18 protein-coding genes and 1 pseudogene are annotated in these 22005 nt (G+C 31.6%); 8 read left to right on the plus strand and 11 right to left on the minus strand.

The window, feature by feature from the left end; translation table 11 throughout:
• Window positions 1-89 precede the first annotated feature (89 nt).
• On the minus strand, window positions 90-1274 hold the full coding sequence (locus tag EV214_RS17365; protein ID WP_132248080.1) for an MATE family efflux transporter: 1185 nt from the start codon (window positions 1272-1274) through the stop codon (window positions 90-92).
• Between the two features lie 125 nt (window positions 1275-1399).
• Here EV214_RS17365 and EV214_RS17370 point away from each other — a divergent pair, with 125 nt between their 5' ends.
• Entirely contained in the window at window positions 1400-2212 is an 813-nt protein-coding gene (locus EV214_RS17370) for a MerR family transcriptional regulator (protein ID WP_132248082.1), read from the plus strand.
• Window positions 2213-2313: 101 nt separating this feature from the next.
• Here the strand turns inward: EV214_RS17370 and EV214_RS17375 are convergent, their stop codons facing one another.
• The 8 genes from EV214_RS17375 to EV214_RS17410 form a co-directional block, all read right to left on the minus strand.
• Entirely contained in the window at window positions 2314-3237 is a 924-nt protein-coding gene (locus EV214_RS17375) for a M14 family metallopeptidase (RefSeq protein ID WP_165916450.1), read from the minus strand.
• Window positions 3238-3249: 12 nt separating this feature from the next.
• Window positions 3250-4575 (minus strand): MATE family efflux transporter, encoded by a 1326-nt coding sequence (locus EV214_RS17380; protein ID WP_165916451.1) that lies wholly within the window; start codon window positions 4573-4575, stop codon window positions 3250-3252.
• Window positions 4576-4591: 16 nt separating this feature from the next.
• Window positions 4592-5353, minus strand: a complete 762-nt coding sequence (locus EV214_RS17385; RefSeq protein WP_132248088.1) for an ABC transporter ATP-binding protein — start codon at window positions 5351-5353, stop codon at window positions 4592-4594.
• 1 nt (window position 5354) lies between these two features.
• Window positions 5355-6176, minus strand: a complete 822-nt coding sequence (locus EV214_RS17390) for an ABC transporter ATP-binding protein (RefSeq protein ID WP_132248090.1) — start codon at window positions 6174-6176, stop codon at window positions 5355-5357.
• Window positions 6173-7000: a nickel/cobalt ABC transporter permease gene (opp1C, locus tag EV214_RS17395; RefSeq protein ID WP_330571339.1), complete on the minus strand. Its 828-nt coding sequence runs from the start codon at window positions 6998-7000 to the stop codon at window positions 6173-6175. Before opp1C ends, EV214_RS17390 begins: the two co-directional genes overlap by 4 nt.
• Window positions 7000-7938: a nickel/cobalt ABC transporter permease gene (gene opp1B, locus EV214_RS17400; protein ID WP_132248092.1), complete on the minus strand. Its 939-nt coding sequence runs from the start codon at window positions 7936-7938 to the stop codon at window positions 7000-7002. The genes opp1C and opp1B overlap by 1 nt, the downstream gene beginning before the upstream one ends.
• A 50-nt stretch (window positions 7939-7988) precedes the next feature.
• Entirely contained in the window at window positions 7989-9617 is a 1629-nt protein-coding gene (nikA, locus tag EV214_RS17405) for a nickel ABC transporter substrate-binding protein (RefSeq protein ID WP_132248094.1), read from the minus strand.
• 112 nt (window positions 9618-9729) lie between these two features.
• A complete protein-coding gene (locus EV214_RS17410) occupies window positions 9730-10638 on the minus strand; it encodes a LysR family transcriptional regulator (protein WP_165916452.1) in 909 nt (302 codons plus the stop codon).
• Window positions 10639-10844: 206 nt separating this feature from the next.
• Between EV214_RS17410 and EV214_RS17415 the strand changes: the two genes are divergently transcribed.
• The 6 genes from EV214_RS17415 (at window position 10845) to EV214_RS17440 (ending at window position 20180) form a co-directional block, all read left to right on the plus strand.
• Window positions 10845-12275 carry a trypsin-like peptidase domain-containing protein gene (locus EV214_RS17415; RefSeq protein WP_132248098.1) on the plus strand — a complete coding sequence of 477 codons (1431 nt, stop codon included), beginning with the start codon at window positions 10845-10847 and terminating at the stop codon, window positions 12273-12275.
• A gap of 318 nt (window positions 12276-12593) precedes the next feature.
• Window positions 12594-13904, plus strand: a complete 1311-nt coding sequence (locus EV214_RS17420) for an RNA-binding domain-containing protein (protein ID WP_132248100.1) — start codon at window positions 12594-12596, stop codon at window positions 13902-13904.
• Between the two features lie 20 nt (window positions 13905-13924).
• Window positions 13925-15070, plus strand: coding sequence for a hypothetical protein (locus tag EV214_RS17425; protein WP_132248102.1), 1146 nt, complete (start codon window positions 13925-13927; stop codon window positions 15068-15070).
• Between the two features lie 12 nt (window positions 15071-15082).
• Window positions 15083-16588, plus strand: a complete 1506-nt coding sequence (locus EV214_RS17430) for an ATP-binding protein (RefSeq protein ID WP_243116713.1) — start codon at window positions 15083-15085, stop codon at window positions 16586-16588.
• A gap of 181 nt (window positions 16589-16769) precedes the next feature.
• Window positions 16770-18320 carry an ATP-binding protein gene (locus EV214_RS17435; protein WP_165916453.1) on the plus strand — a complete coding sequence of 517 codons (1551 nt, stop codon included), beginning with the start codon at window positions 16770-16772 and terminating at the stop codon, window positions 18318-18320.
• Window positions 18321-20180, plus strand: a complete 1860-nt coding sequence (locus EV214_RS17440; RefSeq protein ID WP_132248106.1) for a hypothetical protein — start codon at window positions 18321-18323, stop codon at window positions 20178-20180.
• A gap of 24 nt (window positions 20181-20204) precedes the next feature.
• On the opposite strand, the pseudogene EV214_RS19255 reads toward EV214_RS17440, so the two are convergent.
• Window positions 20205-20593: pseudogene (locus EV214_RS19255) on the minus strand (IS3 family transposase); the annotation flags it as partial.
• A gap of 129 nt (window positions 20594-20722) precedes the next feature.
• Entirely contained in the window at window positions 20723-21241 is a 519-nt protein-coding gene (gene cobO / locus EV214_RS17450; protein ID WP_132248108.1) for a cob(I)yrinic acid a,c-diamide adenosyltransferase, read from the minus strand.
• A 163-nt stretch (window positions 21242-21404) separates the two neighbouring features.
• Here cobO and EV214_RS18885 point away from each other — a divergent pair, with 163 nt between their 5' ends.
• Window positions 21405-21578, plus strand: coding sequence for a hypothetical protein (locus EV214_RS18885; protein WP_165916454.1), 174 nt, complete (start codon window positions 21405-21407; stop codon window positions 21576-21578).
• Window positions 21579-22005: the final 427 nt, after the last annotated feature.

Here is a 22005-nt window from a genome sequence, read left to right on the forward strand (position 1 = left end):
TATCTTCCACCATTCTTGTTTTTTTCTATTATACATAAAAATACCCTACAGGGTAGACTTTTTTTAATGTCTACTCTATAGGGTACATTTTAGATAGATATTAAGAAGGCTTTTTTTATTTCTTTAAGCGCAGTAAAATAACCTGATAGCAAGATATTCATGCCACAGATAATAAAAGAATAACTAAATATTTTTAATGCTTTTTTTGAAAGATGATAAACTATTATGTTAGAAGGAGCGATAAACATAGTCACCAAAGAGTCAGTGAAAAATTGACATATACATAAAAATAAGCAAGAGAATAAAAGTGTTGTTTTAAAGGACAAGCTTAAAAGCTTTTTGATGCGTGTAAAGTCTCTTTTTCCATAGTAAAAGCTGACTAAAGGCTGCATTCCTTGATTGATCCCTACCATTGTCATAATGACTAGATTATTCACATACATAATCACCCCAAAAGCAGCGATACCATCATCCCCAATATGCTTTAAAATCATATAGTTAAATAAGTAGACAGTAACACCAGTAGAAAGTTCTGTTAAAGCATCAGGAAAACCGATTAAAAATATACTTTTTAGGGTAGAAAAACGAAGCTTTGGTTTTGTAAATTTTAACTTTGATTTTCCAAAAATAAAATGAAATAAAAATGCTAAACATGAAATAAGCTGAGAAAGACCTGTTGCGAAAGCAGCTCCTTTTACCCCGTAGTTTAAAAGTATTACAAATATATAATCAAATATAATATTTATAAAAGCTGCTAGGCTTACAAAAACAATTGCAAAAAAAGGAAATCCATCGGCTTTGACTAAGACTTCTAATGAATAGGCTATTATAAAAAAAGGACTAAAAATAATAATGAATCTAAGATAATCCTTAACATAGATGAATGTTTCCTGACTAGCACCTAAGAATAAAGCAAAATCTTCTAAATATACTAATGACAATATACTAATGATCAGGCCTAGAAATGAAAGGATGATGATATTCAAAGTAAATATTTCATTGCTTTTTTTCTCTTCTCCACGACCCAAAGAAAAAGAGATTAGCGTAGAAGCGCCTATGGATAGGATCAAAGAAATTGCGAAGATCATATTGATAAAAGGCATTGCAATATTAACGGATGCTAGCGCAATAGGCCCAACACCTTTTCCTACAAACATACCATCAACCATTGTATATATGGAAAAAACCCACATAGCACTAATAGAGGGGATGAGATATTCTAAAAATTCTTTTGTTAAAGGATTGAAATGACTTGTTTTTTTAATTGTTTCCATAGGATAAACTCCTTTATTGTGTTAATATTTATAACAAGAAACCTTTATGTATGAGTATAAAGGTTGGTACGATACCAAGGTCAATAGATGAATGAATAAAAATATGAAAAAAGTAGGTAGAATTAATGAAAAATGAATATACCATAGGAGAAATTTGCAAGTTATACAATGTAAGTCAGGATTCAATGAGATATTACGAAAGCAAGGGATTGATTACCCCAAGGCGTAGAGAGAATGGTTATAGGGTCTATAGTATTGAAGAAATATGGAAGTTAAATATTATCAAGGATTTAAGAAAATTAAAATTTTCAGTAAATCAGATTAAAGAATATTTAGAGGATCGGAGTATACATTCTACGCAAGCGTTAATAGATCAAGGAATTAAATTAATCTCAAAAGAGATTAAAAGTCTTGAAGATACGAACAAGAATCTAAAAAGAAAGCTAGATTTATTAAAGCAAATGAATGAAATTAAGGACTATGAAAAGATAGAAATAAAAAAGATACCGCCTAGGAAAATTATTTTAATAGAAGGAGATGTATCAAAGGATGAGGAGATCGATTTAGCTTTTAGAAAACTACAAAGTATCAATGATGAAAAAGTTTTTCTATTTGGGAACAAAGATATGGGGGCTTTTATATCTGATGAAGGGATGAAAAGAGGGATATATAACTTATATCAAAAAGTATTTTTCTTTGTAGAAAATATTGAAAATGATGATTATACATGCTTGCCTGAAGGGGATTATGCTACTTTAGTATACAAAGGAGCTTATAAAAAAAGTCAAAGATTTATTCCGCAGATGCTTAAGTATATAAAAGATCAGGGTTATTTTCTTATGGGAAATCCCTTAGAAATATATAGGGTGGATATACATCAAACAGCCAAAGAAGAAGAGTTTATGACAGAAATACAAATTCCTATCCATATAGGATAAATGATGTTGTTGTGTTTATGGAACGATCTTTAGAAGAATTTCAAAGCAGATTACCGAATGTAAATTTAGATCTTCGAGGTGACAGTGGTGTTGCAATAAGGTCATGCAATTTCTTCTGGATGGAATAATCCATAGGCTACAGTTTCAGAACCTGCACTTATACCAAATGTATGAACTTGATATAGTATTATGCCTTTCCCTTCACTTACTACTGTTTGCAAAGTGTTTTTATGAATGTCTTGAATCACACCTAGCGTTTCCCCATTTTCAAATATTTCCCCAGGACTCTTTTTAGGAAACCAAAAACCTGAAAAATTTGCCAAAGGATATCTAGCGTCCTTTATATCAATTAAAGGATATTGTCGTTCTATTTTATATTTCTTTGGTAAAATACCTATTGTTGCCAAAACTCGAATCAAATCCTGTTTATATTGACTGATAACATCTTGACTTTTTCGCGTAGCTCCGCCTCGTTCAACAAGTATAGAAGGTTTTCCCAAAAAAGCAGAATAGTTATAGGCACCTGTCGTTGCGGTTGATTGTACAATGACAGAGACATCAAGGCTACTTGCCATAATTCTTGATAGATCTATAACCTCCTCCGTTGTTTTTCCTGCATAATAAACAAAAGGCATGACTTCTTCATGGACATCTGCACCATGAAGATCTATATGATAGTCTGATAAGGAAACTAGTTCATGTTCCAAAGTATAAGCGATTTTTTCGGATATAGTCCCATTCATATTTCCAGGAAAAACTCGATTTAGATTTTTCTGATCCTCAGGTACAACTTGTTTTGAAAATGTGTAAAACCCATAGGGATTACATATTGGAACCAAAATAATTTTACCGATAATCTCATTTTCATCAATGGAATTTATCAGTTCTAATGCTGCTACAATAGAAGTTTCCTCAGCACCGTGTATACCTGCTGTTATTAAACAAGTTTTTCCATTCCCATTACCCATTTCGAAAACATCAATTTTAGTATTAGAATGCTTTATATGCAATTGATAAGTAATCATAATAACCTCCATTTAAGGTTTATTCACACTTATTTTTAAGTGCAAATAAAGTTTTGGTATATAAATTAACAAGCCTATACTTCTTATAGCATAAAACAGGAGTGAGGCTATCCACAACCCTGTATTTCCACTTGATTGGATCATCACATAACTGCAAATAATAAATCCTAGCAGCCCTAAAAATGTGGTAAGCGCAATTTCCTTAGTCTTTCCTAGTCCTGAAAAAATTCCATAATAGGATAATCCAATACCTGAAATCAACGGGAAAATTAATACAACCCACTGATAGCTAATACATATTTCATAAATCGGTTGATAATCTGTAAAGACAGTCCATAATCGAAATCCTACAAGTTGAAGTGCACTTACAGAAATAAATGCAATCACTAAATAAGCCTTGGTAGTTATTCTTATTATTTCCTTTAAACTTTTACCACTGTCATCGGTATAGGATGTTCCAGAAAAAGTACTAGAACCATTTGCAATTCCTTCGAATAGATATGAAATAAGGAGGTTACATTGAATAATAAGACTATTAGCTGCCAATATATCCTTACCAAATGAAGACGAAAAACAAACAAACAGGTTGTTGTGAATTAATAGACAAATTGTTCTAAACATCAGATCTCTGCTCATAGACAAATAACGGAATAGTGTATTTTTATCTAAAAAAGTATTTGCATATTGTTTAAATTTAGGAATATCATTTTTTAGAGTCAAAACACCTATAATTAGAGAGGTACATTGGCTAATTAATGTAGCTACTGCAACCCCTTTGACCCCAGAATTTAAATTCATGACAAAAATGAAATCAAGTATAATATTTAATAAATTACCAAACACCTGAATAATAAGGCTCTGCCTTATTCTTCTTTGACCCATAAGCCAACCTAATATTACGTAGTTTATAAACACAAAGGGTATCCCTAAGACAATAATTCTATAGTAATCCGTTAACCTCTCAGTAATAACTGTTTGAGGATTAATCCACAAAATATACGTATTTAAAATTATATTGTTCATCAACAAAATGAAAACCCCACAGCAAAATGCTAAAAATGCTGGCATTATGATTGCTCTAAATACATCTTCTTTATTTTGTGAATGCTTGGCTCGTGAACTATCAGCTGTTGTACAAACTCTTAGAAATCCAAATATCCAACATATAGTATTTATCAAAGTAGATCCTAAAGTAATTCCAACAATATCTTCTATACTTCCCAAATGTCCTATAACAGCAGTATCTGTTGCTGATAGTAATGGTTGAGTCAGTGTAGAAAACATAAATGGGATTGTCACTTTCATATATTCTTTTACAAATTGCGATTTAAGTTTCATATATTCCCTCTCTTTTTTAAAGAACGGAATACAACAATTTTTTTGCATAGTTATTAGAAACATCAGATAGCTTGGATACTTTTATTTCTTCAACAAAAGTACCTTTGTATAAAAAGTTTATACGATCACAAAAATATGTAACACTGGTCAAATCATGGGTGATAAAAATATATGTTAAATTTTTTTCAATTTGAATTTCCTTCAACAAATCCATAATTTGTACCTGCGTATGCGCATCAAGCGAACTTATAGCTTCATCAAATACAATGATCTCGGCGTGGGTAGCCAAGGCTCTAGCGATACATACTCTTTGCAGTTGTCCACCACTTAGTTCATGGGGAAAACGATTGAGATATTCCGCAGATAGCCCAACTGCGGTTAAATAGGATATTGTGCGATTTAAAATATCATCTTTTTTATTTTCTTTTCCAGTTTTTGAAAAGGATTCGGCGATTATTTCTCGCACTGGCATTCTTGGATTAGTAGAGGATGTATAATCTTGGAAAACTACACTCACTAAACATTTTTTCTTATTCTTTTTATTTTCATATAAAGGAGCGCCATTAATGAATACATCTCCACAATCAGGTTTTAACAATCCGCAGATTACCTTTCCTAGCGTACTTTTGCCACTACCACTTTCTCCAAGAATTCCAAGACATTCACCTTTATCTAAAGAAAATGAAAGATCCTCAATTACTATTTCTCGACTTTTTTTAAAGAGTCTCTTTTCATTCTCTTTTTTATAACTTACGCTTATATTTTTAACGGAAATCATGTCATATGCTCCTTTTTACGGATTCTTCATATTTCTGCGTTATCTTATTTCGCGTCCTTATCAACTGCCTTGTATAAGGATCACTAGCATTCTTAATGATTTCATCTAATTTCCCTTGATCTACTACACATCCTTGATTCATGACTAAAACTTTATCAGCAACTGCACTTATAACACCAATATCATGAGATATAAACACAATAGATTTTCCTCTCTGATTTTTTATGCGTAAAAATTCCTGGATAATCTCATATTGTGTTATTGCATCAATAGCAGTTGTAGGCTCATCTGCAATAATAATATCAGGATCCATCACCAAAGCTAACCCAATCATGACTCTCTGCAACATACCACCGCTCAATTGATGAGGATATTTCTTAAGAACTTCGTCTGGTTGCCTTATGCACATAAAATTAAGTATATCGAGTAATTTTTTTTCCATTTCATCATCTGCCATGCTAGTGTGGGTTCTTAGAGTCTCTTTCATTTGTTTTTCGATAGAAAATAGAGGGTCAAAGCAAGCCATTGGGTGTTGCATAACCAATGTTATCTTTTGCCCCCTTAGTTTACGCAAATATTTTTGAGGTGCGCCTATAAGATTTTTACCATTATAAATAGCTTCACCACTAACGCTAAATGATGAATCTAATATTCCTATAATGGCCTTCATGGTTATACTTTTACCACTACCACTTTCTCCAAGAATACCAAGACACTCTCCTTTATTGAGGACGAAGCTAATACCTTTTACTACTTGATTTAGACCAGACTGATCCTTTACTGTAACAAAAAGGTTTTCAACCTTTAAAACTGGGGTTTTCATTTGATCACCTCTTTTGGATCTAAAATATCTCTCATAACATCACCTAACAAATTAAAGGCAGAGACCGTTAATAGGATTGCTACTCCAGGAGCAAACATTTGCACTGGATTTGTTGTCATAAAATTTTTTGCTTCACTAAGCATTGCACCCCATTCTGGAGTAGGTGCTTGAACACCAAGTCCTAAAAATGATAGTGTGGATATATTAATCAATGCCCATCCAATATCTAATGTTGCAAGAACTACTAGATCAGAGGATATGTTAGGTATTAGATGCTTGATCAAAATATACCATCCTGATGAGCCAATACAACGAGAATAAAGTATGTAGTCCTTTTCACGATATTGGAGCACTTTTGTTCGAATCATCCTTGCATACCATGCCCATTTAATAAAAATATTTGCAAGAATTACGTTTATTACATTTACGCCTAGTAAAGCTATCACAGCAAAAATCATAATTTGACTTGGAAATGAAAGCATTACATCTACAATTCTCATTATTAATTCATCTATCCATCCTTTAAAATATCCAGAAAGTATCCCCATAAGACTCCCTATAAGGATTGTTCCAACCATTGTAACAATTGCCAAAAACAACGTAGGTCTTATTCCGTATATTAATCTAGAAAGGATACATCTGCCTAAATGATCGGTTCCTAAAGGGTATTCCATGCTAAATGCTTGAAATTTCATAACTAAATTGGTTTTATAAGGATCATTAGGGGTGAAAATAGGTGCAAAAATTCCCAACATCATAACTATAAGGATAAATAAAATCAGTCCAAGCCCTTGTTTTGATTTCTTTATTCTTTCCCACATCATCATGATAAGCTCCTTATTCTCGGATCAGCTAAATGTTGTAGGATGTCAAAAATCAGATTAAACAAAACAAAAAGGATACCTACAAACAAAATATATAACTGAATTATTGGATAATCTCTATTAAAAATAGACGCTATGCAGAGCTTGCCTAATCCAGGCCAAGCAAAAACATTTTCAACAACCATAGTTCCTGATATAAGTTGAGGGATACTCATACCAATTGCTACCATACATGATTGAAGAGAATTCTTTAAAATATGAAATATAGATATTCTCCAAGGATTCAAACCTCTAACCTTTGCATAAACTACATAATCCTCTTTCATATTTTCGAGCATATTGTTACGAATCAATCGGATATAGGTAGAAATATATGTCATAGCAATAGTAATTGAGGGCATTATAATATGCCTAAATCCTCCACTACCACTTGTAGGCAATAGTTTCAAGCGATAACTGATTAACCACATAAGTAATAACCCAACTACATAAGCTGGCATAGAGGTTGTTGCAAAAACTAAAATTCTAACAACTCGGTCAAATAAGCTGTCTTTAAAAATTGCACAAAAAAAACCTGTTGGAATGCTAACTATAATTACTATAATTAATGAACTTAATGCCAATAATATTGTGTCTGGCAATGTTCTAGTAAATTCTCCCCACACAGTTCGAGAAGGATTGATATAACTAACACCAAAATCAAGCCGTAGACAATTTCTCAACCATTTTAGATAACGTATAAAATAGGGATCATCTAGTCCGAGTGCTTGCGTAACTTCTTTAATAGCCTCTTCTGTTATAATGGGTGTCTGTCTAACGCGCAAAACCACTTCAGCTGGATCTGAAGGAATCATATTTATAAATACAAAACAGATGAAAGTAACTGCAAATATAAGTAAAATAGACACAAGTATTCTTTTTATTATATAAACTATCATAGATCCTCCACACAATACATTGGGATTCTTTTAAAAGAATCCCAATGTATTTATTTTTTAAAATGCATCATAGCAAAAGGTACTTCATATTGACTCTGGGTAAATACAACATTATTCAAATCTTTAGTAAATACGGCTTTATTGCATTCATAAGTTAAAGGTAGATATATTGCTTCTTCGTGCAAAATTGATAAAACCTCATTATAAAGTTTTTGACGCTCTTCTTCAGATGTAGAAACCATAATCTTGCTGATCATATCATCAAGATGGGTTTTATCTTCTAATCCTTGCTGAGCAGCATAATCACCATATACTGGCCGTTGCATAGCTGAAAGGGATGATTGAGGATCATAAGGCATTCCCCAGCTTATATTAAATACCATATCAAAGTTTCCAGCTTTCATATTATCTCTATAGGATTGCTCCTCTTCACCTTTAATGGTCACCGACATTCCTAATTTACTGTATTGTGATTGAATATACTCAGAAATTATCTTCTCTGTTACACTATCGCTATTATATAGAATATCAAAGGCAAGCTTTTGACCATTTTTTTCACGAATCGCATCATTTCCTACCACCCAACCAGATTCTTCAAGCAATTTTACCGCTTCTTGGAAATTATATTCATAAGGCTTAATCGCTACGTCACAGTAGGGTACAGTCTTTGAAAAGAGAAAATCTGCGGGTTCTTCTAATCCATAAAATATTCCGTCGGATATCATTTTCTTATCAGTTGCATGTTGAATCGCCTTTCTTACGTTTATATCTCCCAAAACAGGACTTTTCGAATTCATAAGCAACTGTCTTGTAGAAGTTGGTTTGGATAAAGCAATTTCAATTTCTTCACTATTGACATACTTATTTATGGTATCGGCATCAATCATATTTTTACCATAAATCAAATCAATTTCACCATTTTCTAGGGCTAAAATTCTTGTTTGATTATCTGGAATAACTTTAACTGTAATTTTATCTATTGCAGGTTCCTCTCCCCAATAAAGTGGGTTTTTTTCAAAAATAGCATATTCATCTGTTTTAAACTCTTTTAAAATATAAGAACCTGTACCTATATATTCTTGTACCCCGTCTTTTGTACTTCCATTAATCATCGCTTTTGGTGAAACCATAGCAAAAGGTCTAGTCACACCAAGCTCGGTTAACATAGGATAATATGGAGATGACAAGGTTATCATAAGCGTATTCTCATCGGTTGCTTCAACGCTAACAAGAAGATTCATCATTTCTAGCCATGTATGACGTTCTTTGTTTTCAATAATGGCATCAAAATTTGCTTTGATGGCATGTGCATCACAAATTTCCCCGTCTGAAAAATATACATTTTTTCTTATATTAAATGTATATACCTTTCCATCTTTACTTATTTTCCAACTTTCAGCAAGACAAGGTTCGTAACCATCTTTTGAAATTGTGACAAGTGTCTCATAAAGCATTTCTTGAGCATACATTTCACCAGCATAAAGATGAGGGTTTAGATCTCTAATATCCCTAAAGTTTACAAAAACTAATTCTTCTCTAGTCATTTTAGTTGCTTCATCTGTATTAAGATTAGAAGCAGTTTCTACATCACTAGTTTTTGAACACCCTGCGAATATACCTAATACTAAAACTATTATTGATAATATTAAAAATGGTTTAATTGCATTTTTTGTTATCATCGTATCCTCCTTATTGATAATTATTTTCAACAAGTATAACTATAGCATACAAGTTAATCTAATAACTAATATCTTTCTAGAAGCACCATGTTATAACAATATGTTATAGGTCTTATGAAAATAAATCTTTTAAATAGGCTACAAACATTTTTTCACATCCATTAAATAGTAAATCTTTTCGAGTAATATATCCGACTTTAATACAGTCCATACAATTTTGGATAGCTACTTTTCTAATTTCGTTATCATGGTAGTTAGGTTTCAAAAAGTCAAGTCCCAAGGTACATAAATCAGAATATCTTAACATATTCATCATCATATTATCACTGTTTGTATGCACAACATGTTTCATTTGATTTAATTTTATCAACCCATTGCTTAAAATATCTACATGCTCCATCATGGAAAAATAATCCCGCTTTCCCTGAATAAATTTTAGATTTTCTAGTTCTTTAAACGCTATCGTTTCTTTTTCATAATAGGGGTGCATTGGCCCAACATAGATACACAATTTGCAGGATTTCAATATTTGAAAGGATAAGTTCTTTTTGCTAAGAATTTGCCTAAAAGTATGTGCTTTATGCTCAGGATAAAAGACTACGCCAATATTTGTTAATGATGAATGAACGGACTCAACAACATCTTCAACAGTTCCTGTTATAAATTCAATATGTAGTGTAGATTCTTTGTGCTCCAAATAGTAATCTGCGACCATTCTTGCGATCATATTACTTGGAAATGCGGCAATCTTTAATTGGTCATAGGCTCTATCCTCAGCCAATTCTTCAACTATACGTACGGTTTTTATTATATTTTTAGCATAATCATAGAATTGGTCACCAAATCCAGTGGCAACAACACCTTTAGGTGTCCTCTCCATTAACTTAATACCCAATTCAGTTTCCAAGTTTTTTAGTATCTTACTGACATTAGGCTGGGATGTATAAAGTCTTTCAGCAGCTTTATTAAGACTTCTGCATTCTATTGCGGCCAAAAAGTATTCAATTTGCTTGAGCTCCATATTCTTAAACTCCTTTAATAAGAATAATACAATCCATTTGTATTTGTTAATGATATTCGTTATCATTAAGTGATATGATTATAAAATATATTTATCTGATAGTCAAGTTATAGCAACGAGTTTTTTTACATTAAATGATAAAATTTAGGATAAAAGCAAAAAAAATATGCTATAATTCAATTAAAATGTTTTTGGAGTGAAGTAAAATGATTGTAAAAACAAAGTATTTAAAAACCATGCTATTGCAAACTCAAAACCTATTTGAAGAGATAAAATGTATTTTTAATTATGAGAGAAAGGATAGCGGCAGTTTAAGAAAATCTATTCTTTTTTGCAGATATATAGGGATCGATGATAATGTGCAAGATTATATGAATAGATTGAAAGAATTAGATAAATATTTACAAACAATTGAAGTGAATTATATTCGTTTTACAAAGGGATTGGAAAAAGTTTTTGATATGGATGAAATAGAAAAAATGAAGGATATTATGGATCATTATAGTGCGCTTGAAGAGCAAGGAAGTATAAGTCGGTATGCATTGTTTAATTTGAATATGGGTTACGAAATAAAAAATGAATGTTTAGAATGGACAAAAAAACTTGCGTTTAAAGAAATATTAGATTTGTATGATACAAACAATAGAAATAAAAGCAAAACCATTAGAAAAAATTTTGGTGTAAAATTGTTATTTTGGATGAATAAATATCTGAAAGAACTGTTTGAAAATGCGTGTGATATAAATATAATCCATAAAATTGTATTTTATGGAGAAATTAAAAAACATGAGTTGTATTTCTTGATATTCCTATCTAAATTAGGGTGCGATATTATTTACATAAATCCCAAAGAAGATATAGAGGATGCAATTCCTGAAGTAAAGGGGTACTCAAACATTATAAGATGTAGAAAAATGCATAGTGAAATAGTACAATGGCTAGGAGAAACTAGTAAACAGGAAATAAAAAACATACCTAAAGTACAAGCGACAATAAGAAAAGAGCGCGTACATGAAAGACCTGAAATAAAAATAAATACATATAGGCCAGATGCGAAAAGACGGGTTGAAAAAAGCTATGAAGAAATTGCAAAGTTAGCAGAATCGGTAGTGATGATACAAGCATATGATAAAAATAAACAATTAATCGGGAAAGGTTCTGGTGTAGTAATTAGTGAGGATGGATTTATTATCACTAACTTTCATGTAGTAGGGAAAGGTGTATTTTTTGGCGTTGTTTTTGAAAATGATCCTAATGAATATATGGTATATAATGTCGTCAAATATCATCAGGATTATGATTTAGCCTTAATAAAAGTGGATAAGCCAACAAAACCGATTCAATTGAATGATAAGGATTTGGTAAGGGGTCAACAGGTTGTAGCAATAGGTAGTCCATTAGGGTTGTTTAATACGATTTCTGAGGGCATTGTATCAGGATTTAGAGAATTTGATCATATAAAAATGGTTCAAATAACAGCCCCTATTTCTCCAGGAAGTTCAGGAGGGGCATTAATTGATAGGTATGGAAATTTGGTAGGGATCACGACTGCAGGATTAGAAGGTCAAAATCTAAATATGGCTGTACCTGCCCAATATGTAAAACAATTTATTGGAAATATATTAAACCGTCCATAAAAAAAACAATGAAGTAAAAGTTTATCAAGATAGTATTTCGTGTAAAGATGAAATACCAACACCAGAAGAATTAATAAGATATGCTGTACAGAAAGTGAAAGAGAAACAGAAATAGACGGAGCAACAAGAGTATTTTGTTTGATAAATAGTGTTAAAATTTACTGTGTATAAAAAGCTATTCTAACACCTTGAACGTAAAGAAAACGTGTTTGAGGTGTTTATTTATTGGGAAAAATCCTTGACGGTTTTGTATCCAAGTATTAAAATGGTATTATAATATATTAGAAAGTAATTGATATTATCAGAAAGGATTCTAATATGAATAATGAAGGTTTAAACATTGAATACAAACGAGAATATGTTGATGATATTAGGAAAACAGTGATTGCCTTTGCCAATACAAATGGCGGTAAAATAATGATTGGTATTGCCGATAATGGAACTATAGTCGGTGTAGAAGATGCTGATAATGTTATGCTAAAGGCGACCAATGCTGTTAGAGATTCCATTAAACCCGATATTACACTTTTTACTACCTGCGAAAGAGAAATAATCGAAGGTAAAACTGTTATTGTTTTAACCGTACAAAAGGGAACGGCTTGCCCTTATTATTTATCTGGAAAAGGAATTAGACCGGAAGGTGTATATATTAGACAGGGGGCTTCCTCTGTTCCTGCTACAGAAACCGCAATACTAAAAATGATTAAGGAAACAGACGGAGATAATTATGAAGAAATTCGTTCCTTAAATCAAGAGTTGACATTTGATTATCTTCAAAAAGAGTTTGACACAGCAAATATAAAAATAGAAAAGTCACAGATGAAAACCTTGCATTTAATTGGTGAAGATGGTTTATATAGTAATTTGGGACTGCTGTTGTCCGATCAGTGTTCTCATACGATTAAATTAGCTGTGTTTGAAGGCACTACCAAAGAAATCTTTAAAGATAGATATGAGTTTAGCGGATCTTTACTTAAGCAGCTTCGAGAAGGTTATTCCTTTATCGACAGATATAACAGAACACGAGCTGAGTTTGAGGAGCTAACAAGAATAGATAAGAGAGATTATCCGACTACAGCAATCAGAGAGGCACTTCTCAACTCCATTGTCCACAGAGATTACTCTTTCAGTGGAAGTACGCTTATCAGTATATTTGATGATCGAATTGAAATTGTCACTATCGGCGGTTTGGTAAAAGGTATTTCAAAAGACGATATGCTACTTGGTGTTTCGATTTTACGCAATAAAAACCTTGCAAATGTTTTTTATAGATTAAAAATGATAGAAGCATATGGCACGGGAATTCCCAAAATTATGGAGAACTATCAATGTTATTCTATTCAGCCTAAAATTGAAATTACCGATAATGCTTTTAAAATTACATTGTTCAATACGATGTTTACACAAGAACAAAATAAGAATAAACCCACTCGCAAAGTATTTTACACAGAGGGTGAACAGCGTGTTTTAGATATGTTTGTTTCAGCTGATACAATAAAGCGTAAGGATATAGAAAAAGTTCTTTCTATTTCGCAGCCTATGGCGGTTAAACATTTGAAAAGTCTACTTGAAAAATCGGCTATTGAGAAAATTGGAAGTGGAAAAAATGTGCGCTATAAGTTGAAATAGAATTTAATTGGGGGCCTATTATGAGTAGAATAATGACAAAAATTGCAGAAGAAACCAATGGCAAGAGCTTTAAAACCTTTAAATATAGCTTTGACAGCACTGATATGCCCTCTTTCGATTATGATGATAATTCTGATATAACTTGGGAAAGAATGGGTGAAACGGTTACGCATAAAAAAGCCATTGATCTATCTATACAAGCTAAGAAAATTGCAACAGGAAAGCCTGCATTCACTTATTTTTTAGACGGTTCAAGAAGAGCATTTAAAGTCGATGATATTGCATATCGAAATCAAGTTTATCCGGTTATTGCAGGACAAATAGGTATTGGCTGTTGCAAAAGAGAAAATAAAGAAATGAAACCGTTTGATTTTGAAAAAAGATTGGTCATTGCATTGCCTAAAGTGGCTAATCAAGACGATTGGAACAAGAAATTATTTTTCAAAAATCTGCTTAAAAAAGTTAATATGGATGAAAGACTTTCAAAGGAAGGCATTGAATTTACAGACATTATTCCTTATTCATGTAAAAAAGATGAAGCTGAAAAAATGGAGAATAAAGGAATTGCTGTTATTCAAGATCTAATGGTTGAAAAAGAGAAAATGATGGTAGCAAAACTGGCTTCAAAAAATTTACTCAGTTATGATAGCTATCTATTAAAAGATGGTTCATTAGAATATCGTGTGGTCGATATGAAAAATGAGCGTGAAGTCCGCAATTTTAAAAATAATTATCGTTGGGTTATTGGTGCATCCAAGTCATTCAACCCGGAAAACTGTAAAGACCATAAGGGTAAGAATAATTCAAATTTAATTGTTGATTTAAAACTATACCATAGAACACCGGTAAATATGTACAGTTCTCCGCGTATTGGTAACATGAAGTTTGCCGTCTGGTATGTTCGAATTAGAGATAAAATTCACACAAGTAATGCGTTCGACGGAATATTAAAGTTAGAAAAAATTTTAGTGACTGACGAGCAAATAGCAAACGGAGTAGATACAGAAGAAGTAGATTGGATTACTGCAAATATCATCAATGAAAGAAATCCTGTGTGCTATGGAGATGATTTCAGGTGGGCAAACCATCTATATCCTGTCTATGTTACAGAACGATATGTTAAGAGCAAATATATAAGCAATACTATGTTTTTAAATTTATTTTAATGGAGGAACATTATGAGCAAGGTTATAGGAAAAGTAATAGCTACCGAAAAAAATCCGTCAACAATTGATGAATTTTATTTTTGGACAAATCCCAAATTGATATTGAATCCTTTTGATGTTGTTAAGGTTGACCATATAAACAAAAGTGTTTCGTATGCTGTTATTGAAGAAATTTCTCATATCACAGATACTGCAAATTTTCTAACGAACTATATTTCAAACGATTTCGGTGATGTTGAAGCGACTGAAAATACCCATAGAATAGGTATGAACTATGTAAAAGCTAAAGTTATTGGAAATACACAGAATATTTACATTCCGCTTTTAAACAACGAGAAAGTATATTTTGCCAATGCGAGTGAAGTTTCTCATGCCTTGGGATTGTCTAATATGAAAAATCCTGTTTTATGCGGATATTTGGAAATGTACAATGGTTCTGATGAAGAAGATAGAATTAAGTTGCCTGTGAATATGGATTCAAGGTTTTTGATTGGACCAGAAGGAGCTCATCTCAATATTTCAGGGATTTCCGGGTTAGCTGCAAAAACTTCTTATGCTATGTTTTTACTCAAATCTATACAAGATAAATGTTTGAAAGCTCAACAAAATAATGACGAAGATGTTGCTTTTGTTTTATTCAATGTAAAAGGAAAAGATTTGCTTGCAGTGGACGAACCTAATGAGTTTGACAATGAAGCGGACAAAGAAGAAACATTTGCTCTTTATGATGAACTTGGTATGTCAAAAGAGCCATTTAAAAATGTGACATATTATTATCCCTATTCTGATAGAAATAGCTGGAATACATATATGGATAAAAACGTACTTGAAGATCAACAAAATCTGAAAAAAGCTGGTTTTTATAAATATGAATATGAATATGATAAGGATAATCTTGATTTAATGTTTGCAAGTTTAGATGATCCTACACAGTCAATGGATTCTATATTAAACTACATTATTTCTAATCAAGGCGATTTTGGTAATTTAACAGATTGGGAAGAGTTTCTTGATGAAGTTCAGAAAAAATGTAAAGCAGGTGGACAGGGTGATAAAGAAATTACAGTTGGAAGCTGGAGGAAGTTCAATCGTATTGTCAGAAAATCCATTTATAAAAATGGTATTTTTGGTAATGTTCATAATGATAATGAAACTCGAATTGCTGATGCATTGAAAAAAATAAAGAAAAATGAAGTTCATGTAATTGATATTGCAAAATTAAATGAAGATATGCAAGGATTTGTTTTTGGTGATGCTGTAAGAACAATTTATGATTTACAACTTGGTCAGCTTAATAACGAAGATGAAGACTATACACCACCTTCAAAAATTGTTATTTTTATTGATGAACTTAATAAATATGCATCATCAGATTCACCTAAAACTTCACCTGTTTTGCGTCAAGTTTTGGATATTGCAGAACGTGGCCGCTCTTTAGGAATAATACTGTTTTCAGCAGAACAATTTAAGAGTGCAATTCATTCGAGAGTTACCGGAAACTGCTCTACTCATGCATAAGGTCGTACAAATGCAATCGAAATATCTAAGAATGACTACAAGTTTGTGCCTACGGTATACAAAAATATGATGACAAGGTTAAAACAAGGTGAATACATTATTCAAAATCCTGTGTTTAGATCGTTATTAAATGTTAAATTTCCTAAACCTATATACAAGCAATTTAAGGGAGGAAAATAAAATGGCTGTAATCGGAAAAAATGTCATTGAACATTTAACAACTGCGATGTACGAAAATAATAATATTATTTTTCGTGAATATATACAAAACTCAGCTGACCAAATTGATAAAGCAATTGCAACAGATATTCTTACAAAAGGAGAAGCTTGTATTTATATTGATATAAATGCGAAAAAAAGAACAATATCTGTTTATGATAATGCGACCGGAATTTGTAAAGATGAATTTGCAAAAAAATTATTAAGTATAGCTGATTCTGACAAAGACAGAAGTGAAGATAAGGGGTTTCGTGGAATAGGCAGATTAGGAGGTTTAGCTTGTTGTAATAAACTGATTTTTGCTTCAAGCTATCAAGGCGAGCCTATAAAATCAATTATGGTTTGGGATGCAAAGAAATTAAGAGAAGTAATAAATGATCCCAAACAAAGACCTGATGCATCAAATTTGGTGGATATGGTTACATCTTTTGAAGAAGAAAAATACGATAAAAAAGAACATTTTTTTGAGGTTAAATTGGTAGATGTAATAGAGGAAAACAACGAGCTTTTAGATGAAAAAAGCGTAAGGAAATATTTACAAGCAGTTGCGCCTGTTCCCTACCAAAGTGGATTTGTTTTTCGTTCAAAAATCTATGATTATGTGAAAGACAAAGATTTTAAACTTGATGAATACAAAATCCTTGTAAACGAAGAACAATTATTCAAAGGGTATACATCTAATCTTTATGAAGGCACTGTTGAGAAGAAAACCATCTATGATTCGATAACTGATTTAGAATTTAAGGAGTTTTACTCAACGGATAATGAATTATTGGCATGGATGTGGTTTGGAATTACAAAATATGAAAAACAAATTCCTGCTTTAAATAAAATGCGTGGAATTAGGTTGCGAAAAGAAAATATCCAAGTAGGTAACTCAGAAACTATGTCCTATCCTCGTTTTTTTAAAGAACCGCGTGGAAATTATTACTTTGTAGGCGAAATTTTTGCAGTTCATAATGCTTTAGTTCCCAATGCACGTAGAGATTATTTTAATATAAATCAAACTTGTAGAATTTTTGAAGAAGCACTAAAGCCTACTATATACATTGAATTGTATAAACTCTATCATTATGCTAATGAGGTGAAAAATGCATTAACGAAAAAAGCAAAGTATGTAGAAATTCAAAAAGAATTTCAAGAAAAACAGTCTTCTGGTGAGTTTGTTGATGAAGAAGATAAAAAATCTGCAATAGAGAAATTAGAAAAACATAAAGTGGCTGCCGAAAGTGCTACAAAAAAATTAGGGTTGCGTAGCTCAAATGCTGACGAAAACCCTGTGTATAAGCGGGTTTTTGAAACATTAGAGTCGGAATATAAAGCTGAGGAACCAAAAAAAGAACTTATCATAGAAGAAAAGCCAGAAAAAAAATATATAACACAAACTCTTTCTAAATTGGATAAGAAAGAGCGTAAGCTTGTGAGCAAAATCTACGCAATCATCAAGGCAATATTACCAAAAGATATGGCAGAAATGGTGGTTGCAAAAATACAGGAAGAGTTGAGCAAATAGATGAATAGAAAGATATTACTTGTCGAGCCAAATTATAAAAATAAATATCCACCTATGGGGTTAATGAAGATTGCAACATATTATAAAATGCAAGGGGACCAAGTTACCTTTTTTAAAGGCGATTTGAAAGAATTGGTATTAAATGATACCTATGAATCGCTGTTAGAACAACTATATGCAAATAATGGTGATGTGTTTTGGGAAAAATACAAACCTCAAATTTGTAATTATTTAAAAAAAGGCAGTCAAACTTCTTTTGAGGAAATACCATTAACAGAAGAAAATCCAATTATTAAAGAATTGTTAAAATATTACAGAAAATATTTTTATAACAAAGATTATTTTTTGCCAGAAAATCGTAAATGGGATAGGATTGGAATAACCACTCTTTTTACATTCTTTTGGGATATTACTATCAAAACAATTAACTTTGTAAAACAATTATGCAAATCGGAAAAAGATGTCATGATAGGTGGTGTAATGGCTTCTATACTTCCGGACAGAGTGAAAGAAGCTACGGGAATATACCCTTTTGTTGGTACTATCAGTATGCCTGGTGTATTGGATAACAATGACATTATTGTGGATACTCTGCCATTAGACTACTCTATATTAGATGAAATCGACTACGAGTATCCTGCTACTAATGCGTATTATGCGTATATGACAAGAGGTTGCGTTAATAAATGTAAATTTTGTGCTGTTCCGAAACTTGAACCACAATATAAAGGGTATATTCCAATTTCAGAACAAATAAGAATTACCGCAGAACATTTTGGCGGAAAAAAAGATTTATTACTTCTTGATAACAATGTATTAGCATCGTACCAATTTAATCAAATTATAGACGAAATAAAACAAGCTGGATTTACAAATGACAGTAAATTTTTACAACCAAATGTATTTGACATAACTATTGAAAATTTACGTAGTGGCTATAATGACAGAGGATATTTGAGAAATATAGTAAAGCAGTATAGAGCTTTAATACAAAAACATGGTGCTGAAAAAATACAAAAAGTTTATGATTTATTAGAAGAACATCATTTGCTTGAATTTCACACAGCAAAGAAAGAAGCAGTATTTGAAACCTATGATGCTGTAAAAGAGTTATTTGAAAATCATTATAAAAGGCGACCTAAAAAACGATATGTTGATTTTAATCAAGGTATAGATGCCCGATTAATTACTGATGAAAACATGGAGAAACTATTTGAAATTCCTATAAGACCTGTTCGAATAGCATTTGATAGCTGGAAGTTAGCAGAGATATATACGAAAGCAGTTAAAACAGCAGTTCGTCATGAACATAGAAACTTGTCCAACTACTTACTTTACAATTTTGAAGATAAGCCTATAGAGTTGTATCAGAGATTAAAACTTAATGTTGATTTATGCGAAGAATTAGATGCAAGCATCTATTCTTTTCCTATGAAATATCACCCGATAGAAGATCCGAACTATTTCAGTAATCGTGATTATATTGGTAAGTATTGGAACAGGAAATTTATTAGAACGATTCAAGCTGTGTTAAATTCAACAAAAGGTAAAGTTGGAAAAGGAAAGTCGTTTTTTGAAAAAGCATTTGGTGCCACTCCAGAGGAATTTTACAAATTGCTCTATATGCCCGAAGCTATGATAATTTACCGATTTTATTTTGAAGGAATAGGCTTAACTGATGAATGGTGGAATAAGTTTTCTGCTTTATCTGATGAAAAAATGGAAATGATTAAGCCTATTATTCATAAAAATGAATTTAACGATATTGAAAAATTATCCTATGATTCAGAAATTTTGGATCTACTTTCGTATTATGCAATTAAGCGTGATGATGCTGAAAAAGCACTTAAGAAACGATAAAATGTACCCTTTGTCAAGGACAATTTAAATAGCATTAAGAAGATGATTTCTGTACTGAACAGGAGTCATCTTTTTTAATCCCATTGATATTTATAATTATTGTAGTAAATCATATATTGCTGTACTTATTTTCTCAGCTCTTCTAAGGTTTCGCATGGTTTGATATATGCTTCATATTTAAAGTGGCCAAAATGATTCTTTAGGAGCATTATGCCAGCAGTTTTCCTGTCGTGACATAGATTGACCTAAACCATAATGCTTGGGTAATTTATTGAATATTGGACTTGTGTATGTACACCTTGATCAGAGTGAATGAAAGCATTTTTAGCTAATCTTACTTTTCTATTCTTTTTTAGCTTATGTAGTGTATCTATTGCTATATCTATTTTAAAGCTATCTGATACATGATAAGCTCATATTTCATTACTTATTTTAATTTCCTCTTGTATCTGTTTTTTATATTATACATAAAAACACCCTATAGCGTAGGTTTTTTAGTTGTCTACACTATAGGGAGCATTTTACGAAGTTTCTCGACTTTTTTATTTATCGATCCCTTCGCGACTTAAAACACCCTGTGTATAATAATGTTTGATTTCTTTCATCTCAGTAACTAAATCTGCTTGATCTATGATTTCTTGGGGTGCATATCTTCCTGTGAGGATTAACTCTACATTTCTAGGTTTCTCATTTAGTATAGACAATACATCTTCTGTAGATAAAAGGTTATAAAATATAGCAATGGTAATCTCATCTAAAATAACGATATCATATTTTTGGCTCATTAAAATATTTTTTATCTCTTTCAAGCCTTCTTGTGCAGCGAGGATATCTTCTTTATCAGGATCTTTGCTTACAAAACAACCATGACCATATAACGTTACATCAATAAAATCTTTTAAAAAGGTCAATGCTTTTAATTCACTATATTCCATGGATTTCACAAACTGAGCAATAAATACTTTTTTTTCTGCACCGGCGGCTCTAACTGCTAATCCTAGGGCTGCTGTTGTTTTTCCTTTCCCATTTCCAGTATAGACGTGAACGTATCCATTATCCATGATTTTCACCCTCTCGAAATTTTTGTTTGCCATAAGTTATTTAGCGGGTAAATATTAAAAATTTTTAGTGTATATATTTGTGTACTAGCTTTTATTATCTTTATTATATATAATTTTATAAGGGGATGGGAAATAAAAGTTAACGAAAGGAATGTAGGTTAATATGAAAGAATACAAAGTAAATGCTTATAAAATAGATTTTGATTATGAAGAGGATGATTATGATAGACTAAAGAATATGAAAAAGAAAGAATCATTTACGAACAAATCAAAGATGAAAAGATTTGAATTTGATTATGAAGAAGATTATTATGAGCCTATAGCAAGAAGAGATTAGTTTTGAAATAGGCTTCATTGATCAATGAACCTTTAAAGAAATAAAGAAGGCTATTGAGAAGCCCCTGATTACTAGAAGAATTTACACGGCTGTATGTTATTGATCTTAGCTATGATATATGTGATATTACTCAGTACGCACATAAACATATAGCAAGCAAGAAAATTTCCTGTGAGATTTTTTTAAAATATATTGACAAGACATTTAGAATGTGATAAAGTAGATTTTGTCACGCAACAGAAATCAAAAATAAAGCAGCAAAAAACTGCTTGACAGATTGAAACTAAAATGATAAGATAAGTAAGTTGCCAAATGGTGACGAAACAAAAGAATTGATCTTTGAAAACTACACAGTGTAAGAATTTAAGCCAGCACTTGACTTAAGTCAAGTACAATAAGTTCTAAGAACTTAAAGCAATAATGAGCA

It is taken from the genome of Marinisporobacter balticus (assembly GCF_004345705.1).
In the GTDB taxonomy this organism is placed as follows: domain Bacteria; phylum Bacillota; class Clostridia; order Peptostreptococcales; family Thermotaleaceae; genus Marinisporobacter; species Marinisporobacter balticus.